This window comes from Streptomyces malaysiensis subsp. samsunensis, assembly GCF_024519315.1.
GTDB classification, from domain to species: Bacteria; Actinomycetota; Actinomycetes; order Streptomycetales; family Streptomycetaceae; genus Streptomyces; species Streptomyces malaysiensis.
In genome coordinates this window covers 14,628-30,809 of the sequence record NZ_JANIIC010000093.1, presented here as the reverse complement: position 1 = coordinate 30,809, position 16,182 = coordinate 14,628, and the positions used below count along the sequence as shown (strand labels likewise).

Here is a 16,182-nt window from a genome sequence, read left to right as displayed (position 1 = left end):
GTTGCGGCGCGGATGCTTCTCCGGGCGCCCGCCCGCGGGAAGCCGGCAGGCCGGGACGGGCAGCAGTGGTTCGAGGACGGCCCATTCGGCATCCGTAGTGTCGGTGGGGTAGTGCCGCTCGCGCACGGCCGCTGGCCGGGGCTCGTTCGGGCAGGTCATCTCAGCGTTCCATGCGGGTGAGGACTTCCAGGGTGGCCTTGACCCCGCCGAGCTGTTCCAGGACCAGGCGGGCCCACTCGTCCTCGGGGGTGCGTTTGGCGTGCGGGGCGACGATCCCGGTGATGAAATTCGTGATGCGATGCAGCTCGGCCCCGAAGATCGCGCGTTCGTAGGCGATCCACACCTCGGGCTCCTCGGACAGCTGGAATCCGTCCCGGCGGTTGAAGGTTACCGGCGGTAGTCCTTCCTTGACCGCGATCTTCCGCAGGAAGCGGATGCCCGTCCAGACCTGTGCGGGGGTGCGTTTGGTGGCTTTGACCAGCTGTTTCAGGTGCAGTCCGGCAGGACGTGCCTCCTGCAGGGCTTTGCGTACCGCTTCGCCGTGAACATGAGCGGGCAGTCCCGCCCGCCGTTTCATGGCTACTTGTCCCTCAGCAGCTCGGCCAGGGCCTCATCCAGGTCCACTTTCCCGGTGGACACCGCCGTCTCGATCCAGTCCGCCGTCGCCCGGATCTTCTCCAAATGCCGGGTGACCAGTGCGAGTTGAGATTCGGAGAACTCCCGTCCCCGCAGTCGGGGAACCAGCCGGCTCGCCCCGGCGACGAAGCCCTGGCAGACACCGATCAAATCGGTGAACTCCATCGCCCGGTGGAAACCCCGCACGATCGCGACGGGATCAACAATGCCGTCCTCCTCCGCAGCGCCGTTCTCGTCCCACCAGTCCTCCTCCTCGTCGCCTTCCTCGACGAGTTCGGCCTGATCGAACTGTGCCTGATTGACCAGCTCACGGGCCTGCCGGTCCCTCATCGCCTTGAATGCCACCTCCGGCCGGTGCAGCAGGTCACATGCCGCCTGGGCCGCTACCGCCTCGTCCTGCGCAAGGTCCCGGATGGCCTCGACCTTCTCCGCCGCCGTCACCGGCGTCGCGGTCGCCCAGCCCGCCGCTCGCTTCGCCGCGTCCCCGCTCCACTCGGAGAGGCCCGTCCGTTCATTGACCGGCGGATGCTGGATCAACTCGTACGCGTCCGGCGCCGACGCCAAGATCCGGTGCACCTCGAAGGAGACACCCTCCTGGCGCTGATCCTTTGGCCACCGCGCGGCCACCCACCGATATGTCCGCACCGTGTGGAAGGACAGCCCTATCTCCTCGGCGAACAGGCGTAAGGAGTCCTCCACCCCCTGCTCCTCGCCCTCCGCCGGCGACATGTTCCCGCCGTGGTTCCGCAGCGGCGCGATCTCCAGCGCGAAGTCTCCGAGTGCGAATTGACAGCCCGACATCACGCGGACCAGCTTCACCGACTGGTCCACCAGATCATCGAAACGCTCGCACGGCACACTGCCGACGGTCTGGACCATGGCACACGCTCCCAAGGGCCCGAAGGGCCGGCACTTCACCGGCCGCCACCACTCCGGCCCGCGTATGCCTGACACCCTCCGCCGCCCGCCCCAAGGTCACCACAAACGACCGAAAATACCCGCTTCGTGTGCGAGCTGGTCCGCTTCTGCTCGCAGACGCCCCCACACACGACACACAGCCGAACGACTCTGTCATGCGTCACGGAACGTCACGGATCACCGGTTCTGACACAGCTTCTGACCTTGCCCGCGACGGCGAGCGCTGGGCATCGGACGGGCCGGCCGGATTCTCCATGGGGCACCGCACCCGCGAAGACGCCGAACAGGCGCAGACCCACGCCTACCTGGCCGACCCGAGCGTGGTCATCGACCGCACTGGGGACGAAGCCCCCACACAGCCCGCCCCCGCCCCGCTGCCGATGAGCTACGAGCAGGCGCTCGCCGAAGCCAAGCGGCGCGGCGTGTCCAAGTGCAGCGATCCCGCCCTGATGGCGTCGCTCTGCGACGCGTCCCTCCAGACCCTCGTCGGCGCCGTCGCACCGCAACTCGTGTGGGAGGGAGCGCAGAAGAAGGCGCTGACCTCGAAGGAACTGCTGCACCTGTGCCGCACCGACGCGATCGCGGTGTCCGAGCTCATGTGGCTCTGACGCCACGATCGCACGCCCCGAAAGCCATCACACCGAGTGGAGAGAGACCGTGCAGAAGACCATCGAGGCCCCGGCGAAGATGTCCGTCGAGCCGCTCGCCCAGCAGCACATCGAGATCCTGCGCCTGGCGGACACACCGCACCTGAGCGACGGCTTCAACAAGAAGATCGCCCCGTACAGCGTGTGGATCACCTATCAGCGCGAGCCCGGTGCGAGCGAGTACACCTGGCACGCCAACGTCTCCGGCTACCGCGTCCTGGCGAACGGCGTCATCGACATGGACGCCACCCACGTCGAGCTGCGGAGCCAAACGGACAAGGACGTCACCCCCGGGTGGCTGATGGGGCTGATCGAGGACCGCGCCCCGAACTGGTAGTGCAGCCCGAACCCCCGGCCACGCGCCGGGGGTTCGCCGTACAACAACCCAATCCACCTTGGACCAGGGAGAAACAGCACCATGGAGCAGCTGGTTTCGTCCTCCGTCGCAGCTCTGATCGCGCTGCTGGCGACCGTGCTCGGCTTCCGCCTGCAAGAGCGGTCCGCCGCACGTCGCGAGCGGCATGCCCAACAGGCACAGCAGCGCATGGAACTGCGGCAGGTCTTCGTCCGCTTCCTCACCCGGCTCGCCGCGATGCGCCGTCTCCAGAACATGCGCTCGGTGCTGCGGGAGAAGGATGCGTCCGAGGCGGAGCAGACGGCCGCCAAGCAGGCCGCGCTCGAAGCGCGCACCGCCGCCGGCGAGGCCCTGACCGAACTCCAGCTGCTGACCGACGACCCGCAGATCCTTCAGCTCGCGGACCGCCTGGTCGATGTCACCTTCACCCTGCACCAGGCCCCCGACCAGGCCGACCGCGACCGACGCGGCGACCTCGCCCGGGCCGCGCACAAAACCTTCACCGCCGCGGCCGGCCCGCTCGTACGGGCCTGACCACCATGCCCTTGCCCCGCGAGGTGCCGTGGGAGAAGACGCCTGCGACGAAGACCGCACGGTGAAGAACAACGGCCTGTACGCCGCGATCGCCCCGCAGGGCGTAGCCCTGATGGACACCCGCCGCGGCCGCGGCACATGCACTTGCCGTATGCACCAGTCCGACCAGGAGAAATCATGAATGAGACCCGCTACACCGCCGACGTCGTAGCCCTCGACCCGGACCGCTACGCCCCGGTCGACCACCCCGGCGTGACCGTGCCCGAGGAACGGCGCTGCTGGTCAGTGAGCTGGCCGGGGTACGCACCGGTGAACATCACGCCGCCCGAGCTGCGGTCACGGGCGCTGACCCAGCACGTGCCCGGCTGGGTGGTCGACCGGGCGCCACGCCCGACCTGGTGCATGACTGGGCCGAGCGGCAGACCAACGCCCTGATGCCCTTCGACGTCGAGCGGGGCTGGCCGCTGCACCCGCACGGTCGCACCGGACGCACCGGACGGAATCTTGGCCGTTGGGGGGAGAACGCCGCCGCCGACCCGATCGTGGTCGCCGGGACCGGTGAGCAGCGGTGGGTTCTGCTGATCACCCGCGACGACATCGGGGTCGAGGCCATCCCAGGGGGCATGGTGGACCCGGGCGAGACGGCCCCGGCCGCGCTGGTGCGCGAGTTGCGCGAGGAAACCGGTATCGACCTCGCCGACCGGCAGCCCACCATCCTCGGCCGCCAGGTCGTTGACGACTGGCGCAACACCGACCACGCCTGGGTTGCCTCCATCAGCGCGCTCTACCAGTTGCCCGGGCAGGTCACCGCAACCGCCGGTGACGACGCTGCGGACGCGGGCTGGTTCCCGTTCGGCTCCCTCGAACAGCTCCAGGCAGCAGTCACCACGGCGGGACGCACCCTCTACGCCGCGCACCGCCCGCTGCTCCAGCACGCACTCGAATACCTCAACCAGCAGACGTGACCCTCCGGTCCGCGTGGACACATACGATCAGCTGCTATGAGCATCACGCGCCGGCCGCTCGGCCACGGGCCCCAGCCGCAACCTCCTCTTGCCGTCGCCCAGCTCGAGGCCGGCGGCGCCCGCCGGATGAGCGCAGCCGAAGCTGATATCGATGCGGCGCCGCTGTACCGGCCTGGCGGGCTGGAGCACCTCGCTCAACTGCGCACGCGTGGCGTGCTCGGCTCGCCGGACCGGCCCGCCTGACCGCGGCGGGCGGCCGGGAGGCCGCGGCGGCTCCTCCTGCCGGTGGGCTGCACCCGCTCCTCTACTCGCAGTAGAGTCAGGGGTATGGCAGACGAAACGAGTATCAAGGTGAGCTCGGCCGCGCGTGACCGCCTTGCCGTTCTGGCGGCCGAGGGCAACACGACGATCCGGCAGCTGGTCGAGGATCTCGCCGAGGGCCAGCCGACCCAGGCCGAGTATGCGGAGCGCGCCGCGCAGGCCCGCGCCGAGCTCGCCTCCGTCCTGGGCAGCGTGCCCAGCGAGGAGGCCGAGGCGAAGGCCCGTGGTCTCCTGGAGCGCCTCGCCGCCGGCCAGGGCTCGGCGGCCGCATAGTGGGGCCGATCGCGGTCGTCCTGGACCACACGACCGCCGCCGCCCTCCACGACCCCAAGGATCCGTACAACGAGGCCGTCGCCGCGTTCTACGTCCAGGCATCCGGGGGCCTGGGCACCCTCTACGCCCCGGTGCTTTCCCTGACGGTCGGCGACAGCGAGCAGTCCGGCCTTCTCCCCTACATCCACGGGCTGCGGTTCATCACGATCGAGCCCTTCGACACAGAAGCCGCCCTCACCGCCGCTGCGTTGCTGCATGCCGGGTACTCCTGGGCGGCCGTCCACGCCATCCACGCCGCCCGCCCCTCCGCCGACTTCCCTGCCGGGCGCTTCCTGCTTACCTTGACGCCCGACGTGTACGAAGGGACGGGCGTCCAGGCCGTCCACCCCGATCAGTAGGCCGCTCCGCGGAGGGTGGAGCGTCTCATTGCTCACCAGCTCGCCGCGCGAAGGCCGCCCGGAAGATCCGGGTGGCCTTCGCGCTTCATGGCGCTGGGTGCTGAGGCTGCTTCACGGGCGGGCGGGCAGCCTGCTGTCGATCGTCACCACGACCGGGTCTCCCTCTTCATGGAGCGCTCGGTTCAGCACCTCCGCCGTATTGCGGTAGACCTGTGAGGCCATAGCCCAGTCGGCGTAAGCGACCAGTTCGTCGATGCCTTCCCCTTCCCGGGGGGCCTCAGCGACGCGGTAAAGCGACAGGAGCATGGCGACGAGGGACCGGCCGGAGAGCACTGCGGCCACCATGCCCTCGTTGCGTTCCTCCAGGGTCGGGGTCCGGAAGTGCGGGTGATTTCCAACCTGTGCCGCGACGAAGTCCCAGGTGTCGCGGTGACAGACCAGCGTCGCGGACGAGACCCGCCCGGCCCTCATGATCGCCCAGATCCGGCCTGCCGGGCTGAAGGGGGCCGGCTCCTTCACTGGAGCATCGTCCGAAGTCCGTGCACCAGCCTCCAGCGTTGCCTGTGTCTCTTGCTCCTTTTGATCCGCCTCCGGTCCGGCCTGTGGTTGTGCTTCCGACGTCGGCTGCTCGGCGTCCGTTTCGGCGGGTACACCGTCGTCTTGGGCCGCTTCAGCCGGGGAGGAGGTGTCAGCTGCTCTTGGTGCCGGTGCCTCTTCCGGCGCGGTCCGCTGTCCGGGCAGAACCGCTTGCTCGTGGCGGGGCTCGTCACCGGATTCCGGTTCCGCACGGTCAGGCGCTTCGGGTGCGGCGCTGGCCGCTACTGGTGCCGTGGTGCGGAGTAATGCCAGTACCTCCCCGAGGTCCTGGCGCAGTTGGTCGACGTCGCGCCGTAGCTCGGTCACTGCGGTGGCGGTCTCGCTGGTGCGCTTGCCCGTGTTGTAGGCATTGCGTTGCGCCTCCTGCTGTGATGTCTTCAGGTCAGCGAGGCTGGTGTCGCGTAGTTCGGCGAGCTCGGCGGCGACCGTTGTTCGCACTTCCCGGCCCAGTTCGCTGACGCGGTTGTCCAGGCTGTCGACCGACTTCTTCATCTCGTTCTTCGCGTCGATCACGATCGCCACGATGTCGTCCTTGCGCGACAAAGCACCCCTCCAGTGATCACTGAGTAGTCGGACAATTGCAAGAAGTAGTCTGGCGCGGTGGGGGGCGTGCATGCCTTGGTTCGTGAACTTGGCCGGAACGCCTTTCCCGCTGGCCGGAGTCGACCGGCGCGACGGCACCGTCCGCTCGGCCACGGTCCGCCGCCGCGGCCTTCGGCCGTCGCCCAGCTCGAGACGGTCAGCGTCCGCCGAATGAGTGCTGCCGAGGCCGGCGCGCTGCTGTACCGGCCTGGCGGGCTGGAGCACCTCGCTCAACTACGCACGCGTGGTGTGCTCGGCTCGCCGGATCTCCTTCGGAAGGTCCAGCCGAGGAAGTGATACGCACCGGATCGTTCGGAGCGGAGCAGCTGTTGGCCGCGTCAGGGGCGTCGGGTGAGGATGTCGTCAATGCGGGACGCGTTGGCGACCCAGGCCGCGGCGGCCGGTGCGATGAAGCCGAGCACGGTCTGGATGTCGTCACGGCGGGCTTCGAGCGGCAGGTGCCAGATGCCCTCGTGGTGGGCGATGCGGTTGCGGAACTTGTGCAGTCGCTTGACCGGGTCTTCCACGGTGGTCAGGGCACGGTTCGGAGCGTGAGGGAAGGCGCCTGCCAGATCAGGCCACAGGCTGGCCCGGTACTGGCGGGCCAGCAGGAAGCGCCAGAACCCTAAGCTCAGCTCCGCGATGATCTTTCCGCGCGGTGCGGCCGTGCCGTGCCTGCCGGCGCGCTGCTGGGCTTGGGCGATATCGCCGCGGGCCTTGCCGCTGAGTGGAACCGTCGTGTCGTCGTACCACTCTGCGGTGCGGCCCCGGCGCTGCTGGCGGGCAACGAGCCTGGCGTCGAGCGCGTTGCGCAGCATGATCTCCAGGTGGCCCAGCGATTCGAAGAACGCCGCGGCGAGATCACTGTTCCACCGGTACAGCGCGAGCGCGGCGGTGGTGTCGCCGACGCACGCGGTCAGGTAGGGGTTCAGCCGGTCGGGGCTGATCAGCTCGATGACGGCCTTGTCGTCGGGCGGGGCGATGATGGTGGGCGGCGTGCTGTGCATGGTGGGGCAATAGTAGGTACACTGGGCGACGAAGACCCTGGGAATCGTCCCTGGTAGCCCTCCCCAGGAGGGCAGGCCATACCCCCAGGGTTCAGACGTGGACAAGGGCCGCCCGGGAAACCGGGCGGCCCTTGCGCTTCCCGAGCCCCGGTCAGCGGGCGGTGGCGAGGACGGCGGACCGCCGAGCAGCTGCCGGCTACCGGCGGCCCCGGTGGCACTCCCCGCTCGGTTACGAGGCCGGCTTCTTCCTTGAGGACTTCTTCGCGGCTGTCTTCTTCCCGCCGGCGCTCGTCTTCTTGGCCGCGGTCTTCTTCGCGGCCTTCTTCTGGGCCGGCCGGCGTCCGCTGATCTCGTGGACCTCGGCTTCGTCGGTTTCCTCGCCGCGGCTCTTCTTGGCAGCGCGCACGCTGTCCTGGAGGGCGGACATGAGGTCGACAACCTTGCCCTTGGGCTCGGCGGGCGCCTCCATGTGGGGAGGCTCGACGCCTTCGGTCTTGGCCTCGATGACGGCTTCCATGGCCTCGCGGTACTGGTCGCGGTACTGGCTGATGTCGGCGCCGCCGATGACGTCCATGAGGGCGATGGCTTCTTCGACCTCGGAGTCGGAGATGTCGACGGCGCGGGGGGCGACGCCTTCGGCAGCGCGGACCTCATCCGGCCAGTGGAGTACTTGTAGGACGATGGCCTCGCCGACGACCCGCAGCGCGCCGAGCCTCTCACGGTTGTGCCACGCGAATTTGGCGACCGCGATCTTGTCGCTGCGCTGGAGCGCTTCCCTCAGCAGCACGTAGGGCTTTGCGGCCACGGCGCCATCAGCTTGCAGATAGTACGGCTTGCCGAAGCGAATGGGATCGATCCGCTCTGCTTCGATGAACGCTTCGACATCGATCGCCTTGGCCGTGGGCAGAGGGAGGTCATCAAGTTCCTGGTCGCTGATGGGCACCAGCTGGTCCCTGGACGCTTCGTAGGCGCGCCCGATCTCGTCCGGGTCGAGTACCCGGTCTTCGATCTCGCAGATTTTGCGGTAGCGGATACGGCCGCCGTCAGCGATGTGGATCTGCCGGAACGAGATCGAGTGATCTTCGGTCGCGGGCATGACCTTGATCGGAATCGTGACGAGACCGAACGACACGGCTCCGGACCAGACAGGGCGCGGCATGGAACACCTCCTCCGCCCCCCTGGGGCCTCCCAGCGTAGACGTGCCTGCGGCGAGATGCCCTGCTCAGGCCGCCGCTGGCTGAGTAGACGCCGAGGCCGGGTCTCGGCTACTGGGCGTCGTAGTTGGCGAGTCTGAGCGTCGTAGTTGGCGGCCAGGGCAGCGCCGAGGTCCGGGGGAGCACGCTGGCGTCGAAACAGGGGCTATCTACGCTGTCGCGGAAGGGCAAGCGGTCGTGGCAAGGGCGGGGGCATCGGGTGGAGTGGGAGCTCGGGGCGGCCGGCCTCGCGGTTGGGATGCTGATAGCCGTGGTGACCGCGCCGGTGGGAGTGTCCGGGGCGGTGTTCCTGCTCCCGGTGCAGCTCAGCGTCTTCACCGTGCCCAACCCAGCCGTAACGCCCACGAATCTGCTCTACAACGTGGTGTCCGGGCCCGGGGCCTTGCTGCGTTACCGACGTGACGGCGCCCTGACGGGACCGCTCGTGCGTCGGTTGGTGTTGGGCACGCTGCCCGGCGTGGTCCTTGGAGCGGTCATCCGCGTGTTTGCCCTTCCAGGCCCGCGCGTCTTCCGCCTCCTGGTGGCCGTGCTGATGCTGCCGCTCGGCACCTGGCTCATCGTCCGGACCTTGCGTCCTGCATCCCCGGAGATCCGACGTCCCGAGTCCGCGCCATGGGCGGTCACCGCCTTGGCGCTCGCGGTCGGGGTCGTGGGCGGTATCTACGGCGTCGGCGGCGGCTCGATCCTCGGCCCCATCCTTGTTGGGCGTGGGGTTCCCGTTTCCAAGGTCGCCCCGGCCGCGCTCGCCTCCACCTTCGCCACCTCGGTGGTCGGTGCCTGCACCTACGCCGTGCTGTCCCTGGCCCGCAGCGGCAGCATCGCCCCTGATTGGCTCCTTGGCCTGGCCTGTGGCCTCGGCGGTCTCATCGGCGGCTACGCCGGAGCCCGCCTCCAACCGCGCATGCCTGAGACCTTCCTCCGCCTCCTCCTCGGCACCCTGGCCGCCGCACTTGGCGCCGTCTACGCGATCAGCGCACTGCGCTGACCTGGTCAATCAGCCTTCGCTGTCACGGGATGCCCGGCGTTCGCCAAGTACAACGCTCAGAGCCCGCCAACTAAAGCGCTCACTCGCCAACTACGGCGCTCAGTCACACCCGACGACACTCCGAGCGTCGACCCACCACCCACAGAAATCGAACAGGTTTATTATTCCGGCATGGCCAGAGCCTACGACTTTCCTACGGACCTGCTCACCGCGCAGGAAGCCCTCCACCAGGTCGCCCACACCCTCTCGGCGCTGCATGACCGCCTCCCGTGGTCGGTGGAACCCCACCCCGGTTTCAGCGATCCCGAGCGCTGGCGCCCGCGGCAGCGCCCCGCGACCGACGGATGGACCGAGGAAGATCAAGCGGAAGTGCGACAGCTTCGGGCCCGGCAGCAGGAGCTGAGCATCACCGTCGTCACGCATCCGTTCTGGCAGACGCTGGAGGGCCCGGACCTCGTCACCGCACGGATGATGCTCAAGCACCTCAACGACGCACCAGCCGCGTAGCGGTGACGGATCCCTCCAGCCCCGACGGCCCGGACCCGGATGCCCCCGGGCCGCCGGCATGGCACGAGCTCGCTGACGGCCAGAGCGTCACGGCCCAGGTCATCGGCCGCATCTACCGCCCCGGCCCCGGAGGCGGCTGGTGGTACCAGCTCCGCTTGCCCATCTGGGCTGAAGTGCAGCTCCCAGACCGCATCACCGTCGAGCCCGACTCGATCGTGATGCGCGTCCCCGCTCGCCTGGTCAATCCCATCGAGGGCATCGACTACTCCGTCGTGCCGACCCGGCGGGAACAGCCGCCAGGCTCCTCCGCCGCCGCCCCGGCAGGCCGGTGGTGCGTACAGCACCTGCCCGCACCCGCCGGTGGCCCAGGGCGCCGGGTCATCCATCACGAGTCGTGCTGGGTACCGACCGGCAATGCGGACCTCACGCTCGACCAGGCGCTGCGCGAGCTCGCCCGGCCGGGCAGCGAGGCGTGTACCGCATGCGAGGCCCGCCACCTCCCGCGGTTCTGAAGGCGGCAGGCACGCCCGATCCCCTGAACCAACGACGACGCACCCAGAACCGCTGGTCCCCGCATCGATCGCGATCATGTCCGCAGCCGGGACCGGCACCCGGTGAGCGCGATATCGTGAACGGCCTGATGTCTGCTCGTTTTCATGATCTGGCAGGAGCGCTCCGCGTGCCCGAGGACCCCATCGCTCACGGTGAACTCGCCGCTCTCACGCGGCGTTTCGAAGAGGTTGCGGAGAAGACCGACCGCGAGTTCGGGATCATCAAGAGCGACCTGACCGCAGTGCGTCTCCAGGTCGGGAACCTCGATCAGAAGGTAGACCGGCTGGGAAGCCGTCTCGACGAGCTCGGGCGGAAGATGGACCGGAACCAGGCGCAGATCGTGGAGCTGCTCACGCGGCTGGTCGGCAAGGACCCGAACGGCGGCTGAGCACGTTCTTCAAGAGGACAGGCCCCGAACCCCGATTGCGTCCGCGGACCGCGCCTTCGAGATTGGCAGGTCCGGGCTTGGATTTACGGCCGGCAGCGGTCCTCTTCGATGGTGAACGCGTTACGGGTGCCGGACAGCCGCAGGATACGGGCGAGGAAGCAGGGGATGGCGCACAGCCGCAGCTCGACGTCACTGGCTTGAGCGGTGCGGGCGGCGGCCAGCAGCGCGCTCAGCCCGGTGCAGTCGCAGAACGTCAGCCCAGCGAGATCGATGATCACGACACGGTTCTCGCCGACGGCGTCCTGGAGTGTCTGGCGCACGTCGCCGGCGGTCACAAGGTCAAGCTCCCCCCACACAGCGACCCGGCAACTGTCGGGTCCGGTGGCTTTCCGGTCCACCCTGATCGTCTCGGGCACCGTGTGCCTCCTTGGCGCGAGGCACCCCCTGGGGCTTGTCTCCAGGAAACTCCTGACCAGCGGTTCTGTCCATCTTCACCCCCGGCGCATGCGCCTGCCCAATCACGGGATGCCGTTCCGCGACACGAGATCACGCGGGAGCGTTTCCTACGGCCTGAGGTCGTAGACGGCTATGTGCATGAGGGCTCATGAAAAAGGCCACCCGGACGATGCCGAGTGGCCTTCGTACTTCGTGACGCCGGGGTGACTACGCGACGGCCGTCCGTGCCGTCCGTGGCTACACGGTGCGGGCGGGTGCGCTTGGCGGCCGCGCGGTGCCATGACCCGGAGTGCCGGAGGCCGGCGGCGATCCCGGCGGCGGTGCTGCGGATGCCGCGCCAGGTGAGCGGATACACCACGGCGCGGGCGAACCGGGACCGGCTGGTGCCCGGGCGCAGTCCGGCCTGGTGGAGCTCGGCGAGGTTGGGGTCGGCTGCGGGGCGGGCGGCGTTGGGGTGGTGATCGCGCACGTGCAGCCGCCGCCGCTCGCCGACGGGGATGAGTCCGAGCGGGTGGTGGACGAAGACCTCGGCGAGCAGCTGGTTGGCGCGGCGGGTGCGGGCCAGGACACCGTGCACGGCGAAGTGGCTGATCTCCTGTAAGTGCCGGAACTGCACCGCCACACCGAGCGCCGCTGCGGCGGCCGCCAGCGGACCGTGCCCGGCCAGGAGCCACCATCCGGCGATCTGTACCCACTGGCCGGCCAGGAGGAGCGCGGGCGTCCAGTTGGTCGCCCGGCGGCGCTGGAGGGCTATCAGTTCGGCGGCGCTCGCGCTGGAGGGGCGGCCGTGGGCGAACCGGATGCGGTCGGCCTGGCGCAGCGCGATGCCGAGGGCGATGAGAGGTAAGGACAACGGCACGGTGAGGCACCCCCGGGGGACAGGGCGGGGCCCACCCCCACCTGCGATCACACACCGTACATCTAGTCACTAGATATGGGGGTCTGGAGTTGACTGCGCCGCCGACCCCTGGGATCGGCGCCGCAGCTGCGGTCAGCTGGCATGAGCGGCATGGCCGGCGTCGGGAAGACAGCAGTCGCCGACCACGCCGCTCATGCCGGAGTTCGTCTGCACCCGCCTGCGGTGGCGCGGCCGGATCAGTCGAGGGCGCTGCCGAGACTGGTCAGCAGTGCATGCTCACACGCTCCTGGTCCGTCGACCCGGTCGACGAAGTCGGCGATGAGCGCGAGGGCGCACGTCATCGCCCGCGGTTCGCTGTCGGGGACCGGCCCGGCCTGGTCCCGCCAGGCCACCGGATCGCGTCCTTCGAAAGCGACTGTCACGACCTGGCGCACCATCGGCAAGTCGGTCGGCTCCACGACCTCGGCCCAGTGGAGGATCTTGTTCATCAACGTTTTGGTGAACTTCGCTGCGAACTGCTCGCCGCCCGGATGGCCGGCGCCGATCTGTTCCAGCGCGCCACTGATCAGGAATACCGTTCCCCGCAGGAGTTCGCCCGCGCCGTAGGCGGCCGTGGCCGTCGCGATGCGTTCGGCCAGCTCGGGCAACGCCTCGAGATCGTCCCCCGAGCGCAGCACGCACGCTTGATCCCATGCCGCCTGCACCGCACCGACCTTGACTTGCGCACCACGCATCGCCATGACGGCAGAGCGTAGCCACGCGGCCCAGCTGACCGGACGCCTATCACGAAATCAGACCTGAAAGAGGCAACCAATGGGGATGACACCCGCTGGCGGTGGCTTTCGAGATCTCATAGCTGCGCTGATGAAACGGCCCTCGCCGTGTGGCGAGGGCCGCGGGTTGCTCTGCCGGACGCCCGGGTCTACAGCGCGTCGACCGTCTCGCGGACGCGGTCGGTGTCCCAGGTGTCGCCGTCCAGCATGGGCCGGGCGGTGGCCTCGTAGCGCTGGAGGAGCCGGGGGGCGGCATCGGTGCCGTGGCCCCAGACGCTCTCGAAGCGGCCGATCCAGCGCTCGGCGCCCTTGAAGTAGACGCTGGAGCGGCCCTTGGTGTAGCGGAAGGCGGTGTTCGGCGGGTGTATGCACACGGGTCAGGTGGCGGGCGGGACGGGGATGTCGTAGGTGATGTCCCAGCGGTCCGCGGGGATGAGGAGGTCGGCGGTCTCCACCGGCCTGCCGTCGGTGTCGTAGTGGGTGCGCTGGATCAGCGTCGCCTGGGTGCCGGCGGGTACGCCCAGCAGCTGCGCCTGGTCCCGCTCGACATGGACCGGGCGGAGTCTCTCCACGGCCCGCTGGACGGTGATGCCCAGGTGCGCCATGCGGGCGGCCACACCGCGGCCGGCCAGCGGGCCGCCTTCCGGCAAGACCACTACGGTGCCGCCGGTGATGGCCATCGGCTCCCAGCTGGTGCACAAAAGCGCCGGCTGCCGGTCGGCGAAGACCTCGTAGACGGTCCGCACGCACAGCGCGCCGGGCTCGACGGCCAGGCGCTCGGCGATGTCCGGCGGAGCGGGGACCTTGGCGATGCTGTCCGCTTCGAAAGTGCCGTCGAAGCCGGGTCCGGCCAGGCCGGCGGCGGGGGTGCGCAGCATGGTGCGGCGCTGGTAGGGGGTACGCACGTATGTGCCCGATCCCGCCCGGCCCTCCAGCAGACCCTCGGTGATCAGCAGCTCCTGCGCACGCCGGATGACGTTCTCCCCGACGCCGAACTGGGCGCCGAGCTCGCCGCGTGAGGGCAGGCGCTCGTCCGGGGCCCAGACGCCTTCCGCGATACGGGCACGGAATGCGGCGGCAACCTCCAGATATGGGGCGGCTCGTGAGGTGCCGTCAGCCATGCGTCTCCTCGCCCACGGCGCTGACCAGTACGGATTGACAATCTAGTGGACTAGCACAAATCTAGTGACTAGGGTCACGTTCTGTGCTGATTGGGGGTGGGGGCGTGACTGAAGATCACCGGCCGGACGCAGTCCAGGATGTGGCCGCGCAGCTGGAGACCCTCGGCGGCACCCGGCCCCGCATCATCCCCGGATCCGGCGACATACGCATTGAGGCCGACGTGACGCCCCGTCTGGCCGACAACTGGCTCCAGGTCCTTCAAGTCCTCGACGCCGGCGCCGACTTCGGCCTGACCCTCACCGACACCGGCCAGGTCGCCTGGCTGCGCATCCCACGGGAGACCGGCACCCGCCCATGACCGCTCCAGCACTCCACCACGCCTTCGCCAAAGGGCACGGCGCCGAGAACGACTTCGTCATCCTCCCCGACCCCGACGGCCACCTCACCCTCACCCCGGCGGAAGTGGTCCGCCTGTGCGACCGGTGCACAGGCCTGGGCGCTGACGGCGTCCTGCGCGCTGTCCGCTGCGCCGCCGATCCCGAGGGCGCCGTGATGAGGGAGGCCGAGTGGTTCATGGACTACCGCAATGCCGACGGCAGCCTCGGCGCCATGTGCGGCAACGGGCTGCGCCTGCTGGGCCGCTATCTGGTCGATGCCGGCCTGCACCGGCCCGGCGCCCTTCTCATCGCCACCCGCGCCGGAACCCGCCGGGTCCACGTCCCGGACCACGCCGGTCCGGTCACCGTGGACATGGGGCGCCCCCGTCTCTCCGGCGCCCGCGGCATACAGGTCACCGTCGCCGGCCGCACCTGGCCCGCCGTCCACGTCGACATGGGCAACCCCCACGCCGTCGTCTTCCTCGAGGACCTCCGCCTCGCCGGAGACCTGCGCACCGCCCCCACCGTGACGCCCGCCGCCGCATACCCCCACGGAGCCACCGTCGACTTCGTCGCCACCCGCGGCCCCCACCACCTCCAGCTGCGCGTCCACGAACGCGGCGTCGGCGAGACCCGCGCCTGCGGCACCGGAGCCTGCGCCGCCGTCGCGGCCGCCCGCGCCCACCAGCCATCCCCGCCCCTGGCCGTCGACTACACCGCCGACCTGCCCGGCGGGCGCCTCCACATCGTCGTACGGCCCAGCGGAGCCATAGACCTCACCGGCCCCGCCATCATCACCGCCCAAGGCACCCTCGGCCTCACCTTGCCCAGCAAATCCGGGCTCCCGGCGGGATCCCGCACGTGGGCACAGCGGGGGTCTGGAGAATCCGAGACCAGCCCGTTCAGGGGGAACCGTGCCGAACACACCCGCTGAGGCCGATCCCCAGTGGTCCGCACTGGTCAAACCAGAGGAAGCCGCACGGAGTTCACGGGATTCCTCGCCGTATGCCACCAGGATGGTGGACTGCGGCCTGGAGTGGGACGCCATCGTCATCACACCGCTGAAACGCGGCCTGGCCGCACTCACCCACCTCGCTCTCCCAATCGACCGCGGCTACCCCGTCCTGGCCGACTACGTCCGCCAGGAGCTCATCGTCCACGTCCGCGCCGGCACCGCCCGCCGGTGCACCGCCCAGGGCACCCGCTCCCTGACAACCGGCTCGTGGCTGCTCATGCCGACAGGCCAGCGCGGATCCCTCTCCGCCACGTGGCTCAGCACCCCGCACCCCACCCGGCCCCGATTCGTTGACCCCGGGGAGCTGTCCGACGCGCTACGGCACGTCGACCAGACCGGCGCTGCCTGACCGCGTGCCGGTTCTCGCCGCTGTACGTCTCCGCGGTGACGTACAGCGGCGGCCGCCGACGCTTCACCGCTTGTTGATGGCGAACCCGAGTCCGGCCACCAGGACTGCGGCGACCGTCCCGCCGGCCGCCAGCGGATCGGCCAGCGCCGGGTGCTGGTACGTCACGTAGACCAAGCCCCCCACGATGAGCAGGATCACGGCCAGGGCGAGCAGCAGCAGGTACACCCGGTCGTTGCGGCTCGGGCCGTTCGGGTCAGTCTGCATCGGTTTGTCCTTCAGTTTTGGGCATGCGGAAGCCGCATACGTGGAGGCGGTGTTGCCTTCACCCCTTCTGCGGGGCGGGCGCGGTCG

At 69.6% G+C, this 16,182-nt stretch carries 28 protein-coding genes; 17 read left to right on the top strand and 11 right to left on the bottom strand.

What is annotated here, in order from left to right:
* Positions 1–160: 160 nt before the first annotated feature.
* Entirely contained in the window at positions 161–577 is a 417-nt protein-coding gene (locus NQU54_RS44190) for a hypothetical protein (RefSeq protein WP_257635947.1), read from the bottom strand.
* A 2-nt stretch (positions 578–579) separates the two neighbouring features.
* Positions 580–1,515 carry a DUF6192 family protein gene (locus NQU54_RS44185; protein WP_257635946.1) on the bottom strand — a complete coding sequence of 312 codons (936 nt, stop codon included), beginning with the start codon at positions 1,513–1,515 and terminating at the stop codon, positions 580–582.
* A gap of 293 nt (positions 1,516–1,808) precedes the next feature.
* Here NQU54_RS44185 and NQU54_RS44180 point away from each other — a divergent pair, with 293 nt between their 5' ends.
* The 9 genes from NQU54_RS44180 to NQU54_RS44140 all read left to right on the top strand — a co-directional run bounded on the left by NQU54_RS44180 (position 1,809) and on the right by NQU54_RS44140 (position 5,047).
* On the top strand, positions 1,809–2,162 hold the full coding sequence (locus NQU54_RS44180) for a hypothetical protein (RefSeq protein ID WP_257635945.1): 354 nt from the start codon (positions 1,809–1,811) through the stop codon (positions 2,160–2,162).
* 49 nt (positions 2,163–2,211) lie between these two features.
* A complete protein-coding gene (locus NQU54_RS44175; protein WP_257635944.1) occupies positions 2,212–2,538 on the top strand; it encodes a hypothetical protein in 327 nt (108 codons plus the stop codon).
* 81 nt (positions 2,539–2,619) lie between these two features.
* Positions 2,620–3,090 (top strand): plasmid transfer protein KilB, encoded by a 471-nt coding sequence (gene kilB, locus NQU54_RS44170; protein WP_257635943.1) that lies wholly within the window; start codon positions 2,620–2,622, stop codon positions 3,088–3,090.
* A gap of 28 nt (positions 3,091–3,118) precedes the next feature.
* A complete protein-coding gene (locus NQU54_RS44165; protein ID WP_257635942.1) occupies positions 3,119–3,271 on the top strand; it encodes a hypothetical protein in 153 nt (50 codons plus the stop codon).
* The gene (locus NQU54_RS44160) at positions 3,268–3,525 is read left to right on the top strand and encodes a hypothetical protein (protein ID WP_257635941.1); all 258 of its coding nucleotides are present in this window, start codon (positions 3,268–3,270) and stop codon (positions 3,523–3,525) included. The genes NQU54_RS44165 and NQU54_RS44160 overlap by 4 nt, the downstream gene beginning before the upstream one ends.
* Positions 3,489–4,055 (top strand): NUDIX domain-containing protein, encoded by a 567-nt coding sequence (locus NQU54_RS44155; RefSeq protein WP_257635940.1) that lies wholly within the window; start codon positions 3,489–3,491, stop codon positions 4,053–4,055. Before NQU54_RS44160 ends, NQU54_RS44155 begins: the two co-directional genes overlap by 37 nt.
* Positions 4,056–4,091: 36 nt before the next feature.
* Positions 4,092–4,298 (top strand): hypothetical protein, encoded by a 207-nt coding sequence (locus NQU54_RS44150; RefSeq protein WP_257635939.1) that lies wholly within the window; start codon positions 4,092–4,094, stop codon positions 4,296–4,298.
* 84 nt (positions 4,299–4,382) lie between these two features.
* A complete protein-coding gene (locus NQU54_RS44145; RefSeq protein WP_257635938.1) occupies positions 4,383–4,649 on the top strand; it encodes a hypothetical protein in 267 nt (88 codons plus the stop codon).
* The gene (locus NQU54_RS44140) at positions 4,649–5,047 is read left to right on the top strand and encodes a PIN domain-containing protein (RefSeq protein ID WP_257635937.1); all 399 of its coding nucleotides are present in this window, start codon (positions 4,649–4,651) and stop codon (positions 5,045–5,047) included. Before NQU54_RS44145 ends, NQU54_RS44140 begins: the two co-directional genes overlap by 1 nt.
* A 111-nt stretch (positions 5,048–5,158) precedes the next feature.
* Here NQU54_RS44140 and NQU54_RS44135 read toward each other — a convergent pair whose 3' ends face one another.
* On the bottom strand, positions 5,159–6,166 hold the full coding sequence (locus tag NQU54_RS44135) for a hypothetical protein (RefSeq protein ID WP_257635936.1): 1,008 nt from the start codon (positions 6,164–6,166) through the stop codon (positions 5,159–5,161).
* A 231-nt stretch (positions 6,167–6,397) separates the two neighbouring features.
* Here NQU54_RS44135 and NQU54_RS44130 point away from each other — a divergent pair, with 231 nt between their 5' ends.
* Positions 6,398–6,523 (top strand): hypothetical protein, encoded by a 126-nt coding sequence (locus tag NQU54_RS44130; protein WP_257635935.1) that lies wholly within the window; start codon positions 6,398–6,400, stop codon positions 6,521–6,523.
* 41 nt (positions 6,524–6,564) lie between these two features.
* On the opposite strand, the gene NQU54_RS44125 is transcribed toward NQU54_RS44130, so the two are convergent.
* Together NQU54_RS44125 and ku are read right to left on the bottom strand one after the other, a co-directional pair.
* Positions 6,565–7,233, bottom strand: a complete 669-nt coding sequence (locus tag NQU54_RS44125) for a hypothetical protein (protein ID WP_257635934.1) — start codon at positions 7,231–7,233, stop codon at positions 6,565–6,567.
* A 229-nt stretch (positions 7,234–7,462) separates the two neighbouring features.
* On the bottom strand, positions 7,463–8,392 hold the full coding sequence (gene ku / locus NQU54_RS44120) for a non-homologous end joining protein Ku (protein WP_257635933.1): 930 nt from the start codon (positions 8,390–8,392) through the stop codon (positions 7,463–7,465).
* A gap of 255 nt (positions 8,393–8,647) precedes the next feature.
* Between ku and NQU54_RS44115 the strand changes: the two genes are divergently transcribed.
* From NQU54_RS44115 to NQU54_RS44100, 4 genes are all read left to right on the top strand, one after another.
* Entirely contained in the window at positions 8,648–9,433 is a 786-nt protein-coding gene (locus tag NQU54_RS44115) for a sulfite exporter TauE/SafE family protein (protein ID WP_257635932.1), read from the top strand.
* Between the two features lie 171 nt (positions 9,434–9,604).
* On the top strand, positions 9,605–9,940 hold the full coding sequence (locus NQU54_RS44110) for a DUF8825 domain-containing protein (RefSeq protein ID WP_257635931.1): 336 nt from the start codon (positions 9,605–9,607) through the stop codon (positions 9,938–9,940).
* 2 nt (positions 9,941–9,942) lie between these two features.
* Positions 9,943–10,452 (top strand): DUF6233 domain-containing protein, encoded by a 510-nt coding sequence (locus NQU54_RS49875; protein WP_257635930.1) that lies wholly within the window; start codon positions 9,943–9,945, stop codon positions 10,450–10,452.
* A gap of 116 nt (positions 10,453–10,568) precedes the next feature.
* Positions 10,569–10,880: a hypothetical protein gene (locus NQU54_RS44100; protein WP_257635929.1), complete on the top strand. Its 312-nt coding sequence runs from the start codon at positions 10,569–10,571 to the stop codon at positions 10,878–10,880.
* 83 nt (positions 10,881–10,963) lie between these two features.
* Here NQU54_RS44100 and NQU54_RS44095 read toward each other — a convergent pair whose 3' ends face one another.
* From NQU54_RS44095 to NQU54_RS44075, 5 genes are all read right to left on the bottom strand, one after another.
* Positions 10,964–11,278: an STAS domain-containing protein gene (locus tag NQU54_RS44095; protein ID WP_257635948.1), complete on the bottom strand. Its 315-nt coding sequence runs from the start codon at positions 11,276–11,278 to the stop codon at positions 10,964–10,966.
* 188 nt (positions 11,279–11,466) lie between these two features.
* On the bottom strand, positions 11,467–12,189 hold the full coding sequence (locus NQU54_RS44090; protein ID WP_257635928.1) for a hypothetical protein: 723 nt from the start codon (positions 12,187–12,189) through the stop codon (positions 11,467–11,469).
* Positions 12,190–12,431: 242 nt separating this feature from the next.
* A complete protein-coding gene (locus NQU54_RS44085) occupies positions 12,432–12,935 on the bottom strand; it encodes a hypothetical protein (protein ID WP_257635927.1) in 504 nt (167 codons plus the stop codon).
* 182 nt (positions 12,936–13,117) lie between these two features.
* Positions 13,118–13,342 (bottom strand): hypothetical protein, encoded by a 225-nt coding sequence (locus NQU54_RS44080; protein ID WP_257635926.1) that lies wholly within the window; start codon positions 13,340–13,342, stop codon positions 13,118–13,120.
* Between the two features lie 3 nt (positions 13,343–13,345).
* Positions 13,346–14,089, bottom strand: a complete 744-nt coding sequence (locus tag NQU54_RS44075) for a GntR family transcriptional regulator (RefSeq protein ID WP_257635925.1) — start codon at positions 14,087–14,089, stop codon at positions 13,346–13,348.
* A gap of 104 nt (positions 14,090–14,193) precedes the next feature.
* Between NQU54_RS44075 and NQU54_RS44070 the strand changes: the two genes are divergently transcribed.
* From NQU54_RS44070 to NQU54_RS44060, 3 genes are all read left to right on the top strand, one after another.
* Positions 14,194–14,448 carry a hypothetical protein gene (locus NQU54_RS44070; protein ID WP_257635924.1) on the top strand — a complete coding sequence of 85 codons (255 nt, stop codon included), beginning with the start codon at positions 14,194–14,196 and terminating at the stop codon, positions 14,446–14,448.
* Positions 14,445–15,401, top strand: coding sequence for a diaminopimelate epimerase (dapF, locus tag NQU54_RS44065; RefSeq protein ID WP_257635923.1), 957 nt, complete (start codon positions 14,445–14,447; stop codon positions 15,399–15,401). The genes NQU54_RS44070 and dapF overlap by 4 nt, the downstream gene beginning before the upstream one ends.
* Before the next feature lie 82 nt (positions 15,402–15,483).
* Entirely contained in the window at positions 15,484–15,831 is a 348-nt protein-coding gene (locus tag NQU54_RS44060) for a hypothetical protein (protein WP_257635922.1), read from the top strand.
* Between the two features lie 63 nt (positions 15,832–15,894).
* On the opposite strand, the gene NQU54_RS44055 is transcribed toward NQU54_RS44060, so the two are convergent.
* Positions 15,895–16,095: a hypothetical protein gene (locus NQU54_RS44055; RefSeq protein WP_257635921.1), complete on the bottom strand. Its 201-nt coding sequence runs from the start codon at positions 16,093–16,095 to the stop codon at positions 15,895–15,897.
* Positions 16,096–16,182: the final 87 nt, after the last annotated feature.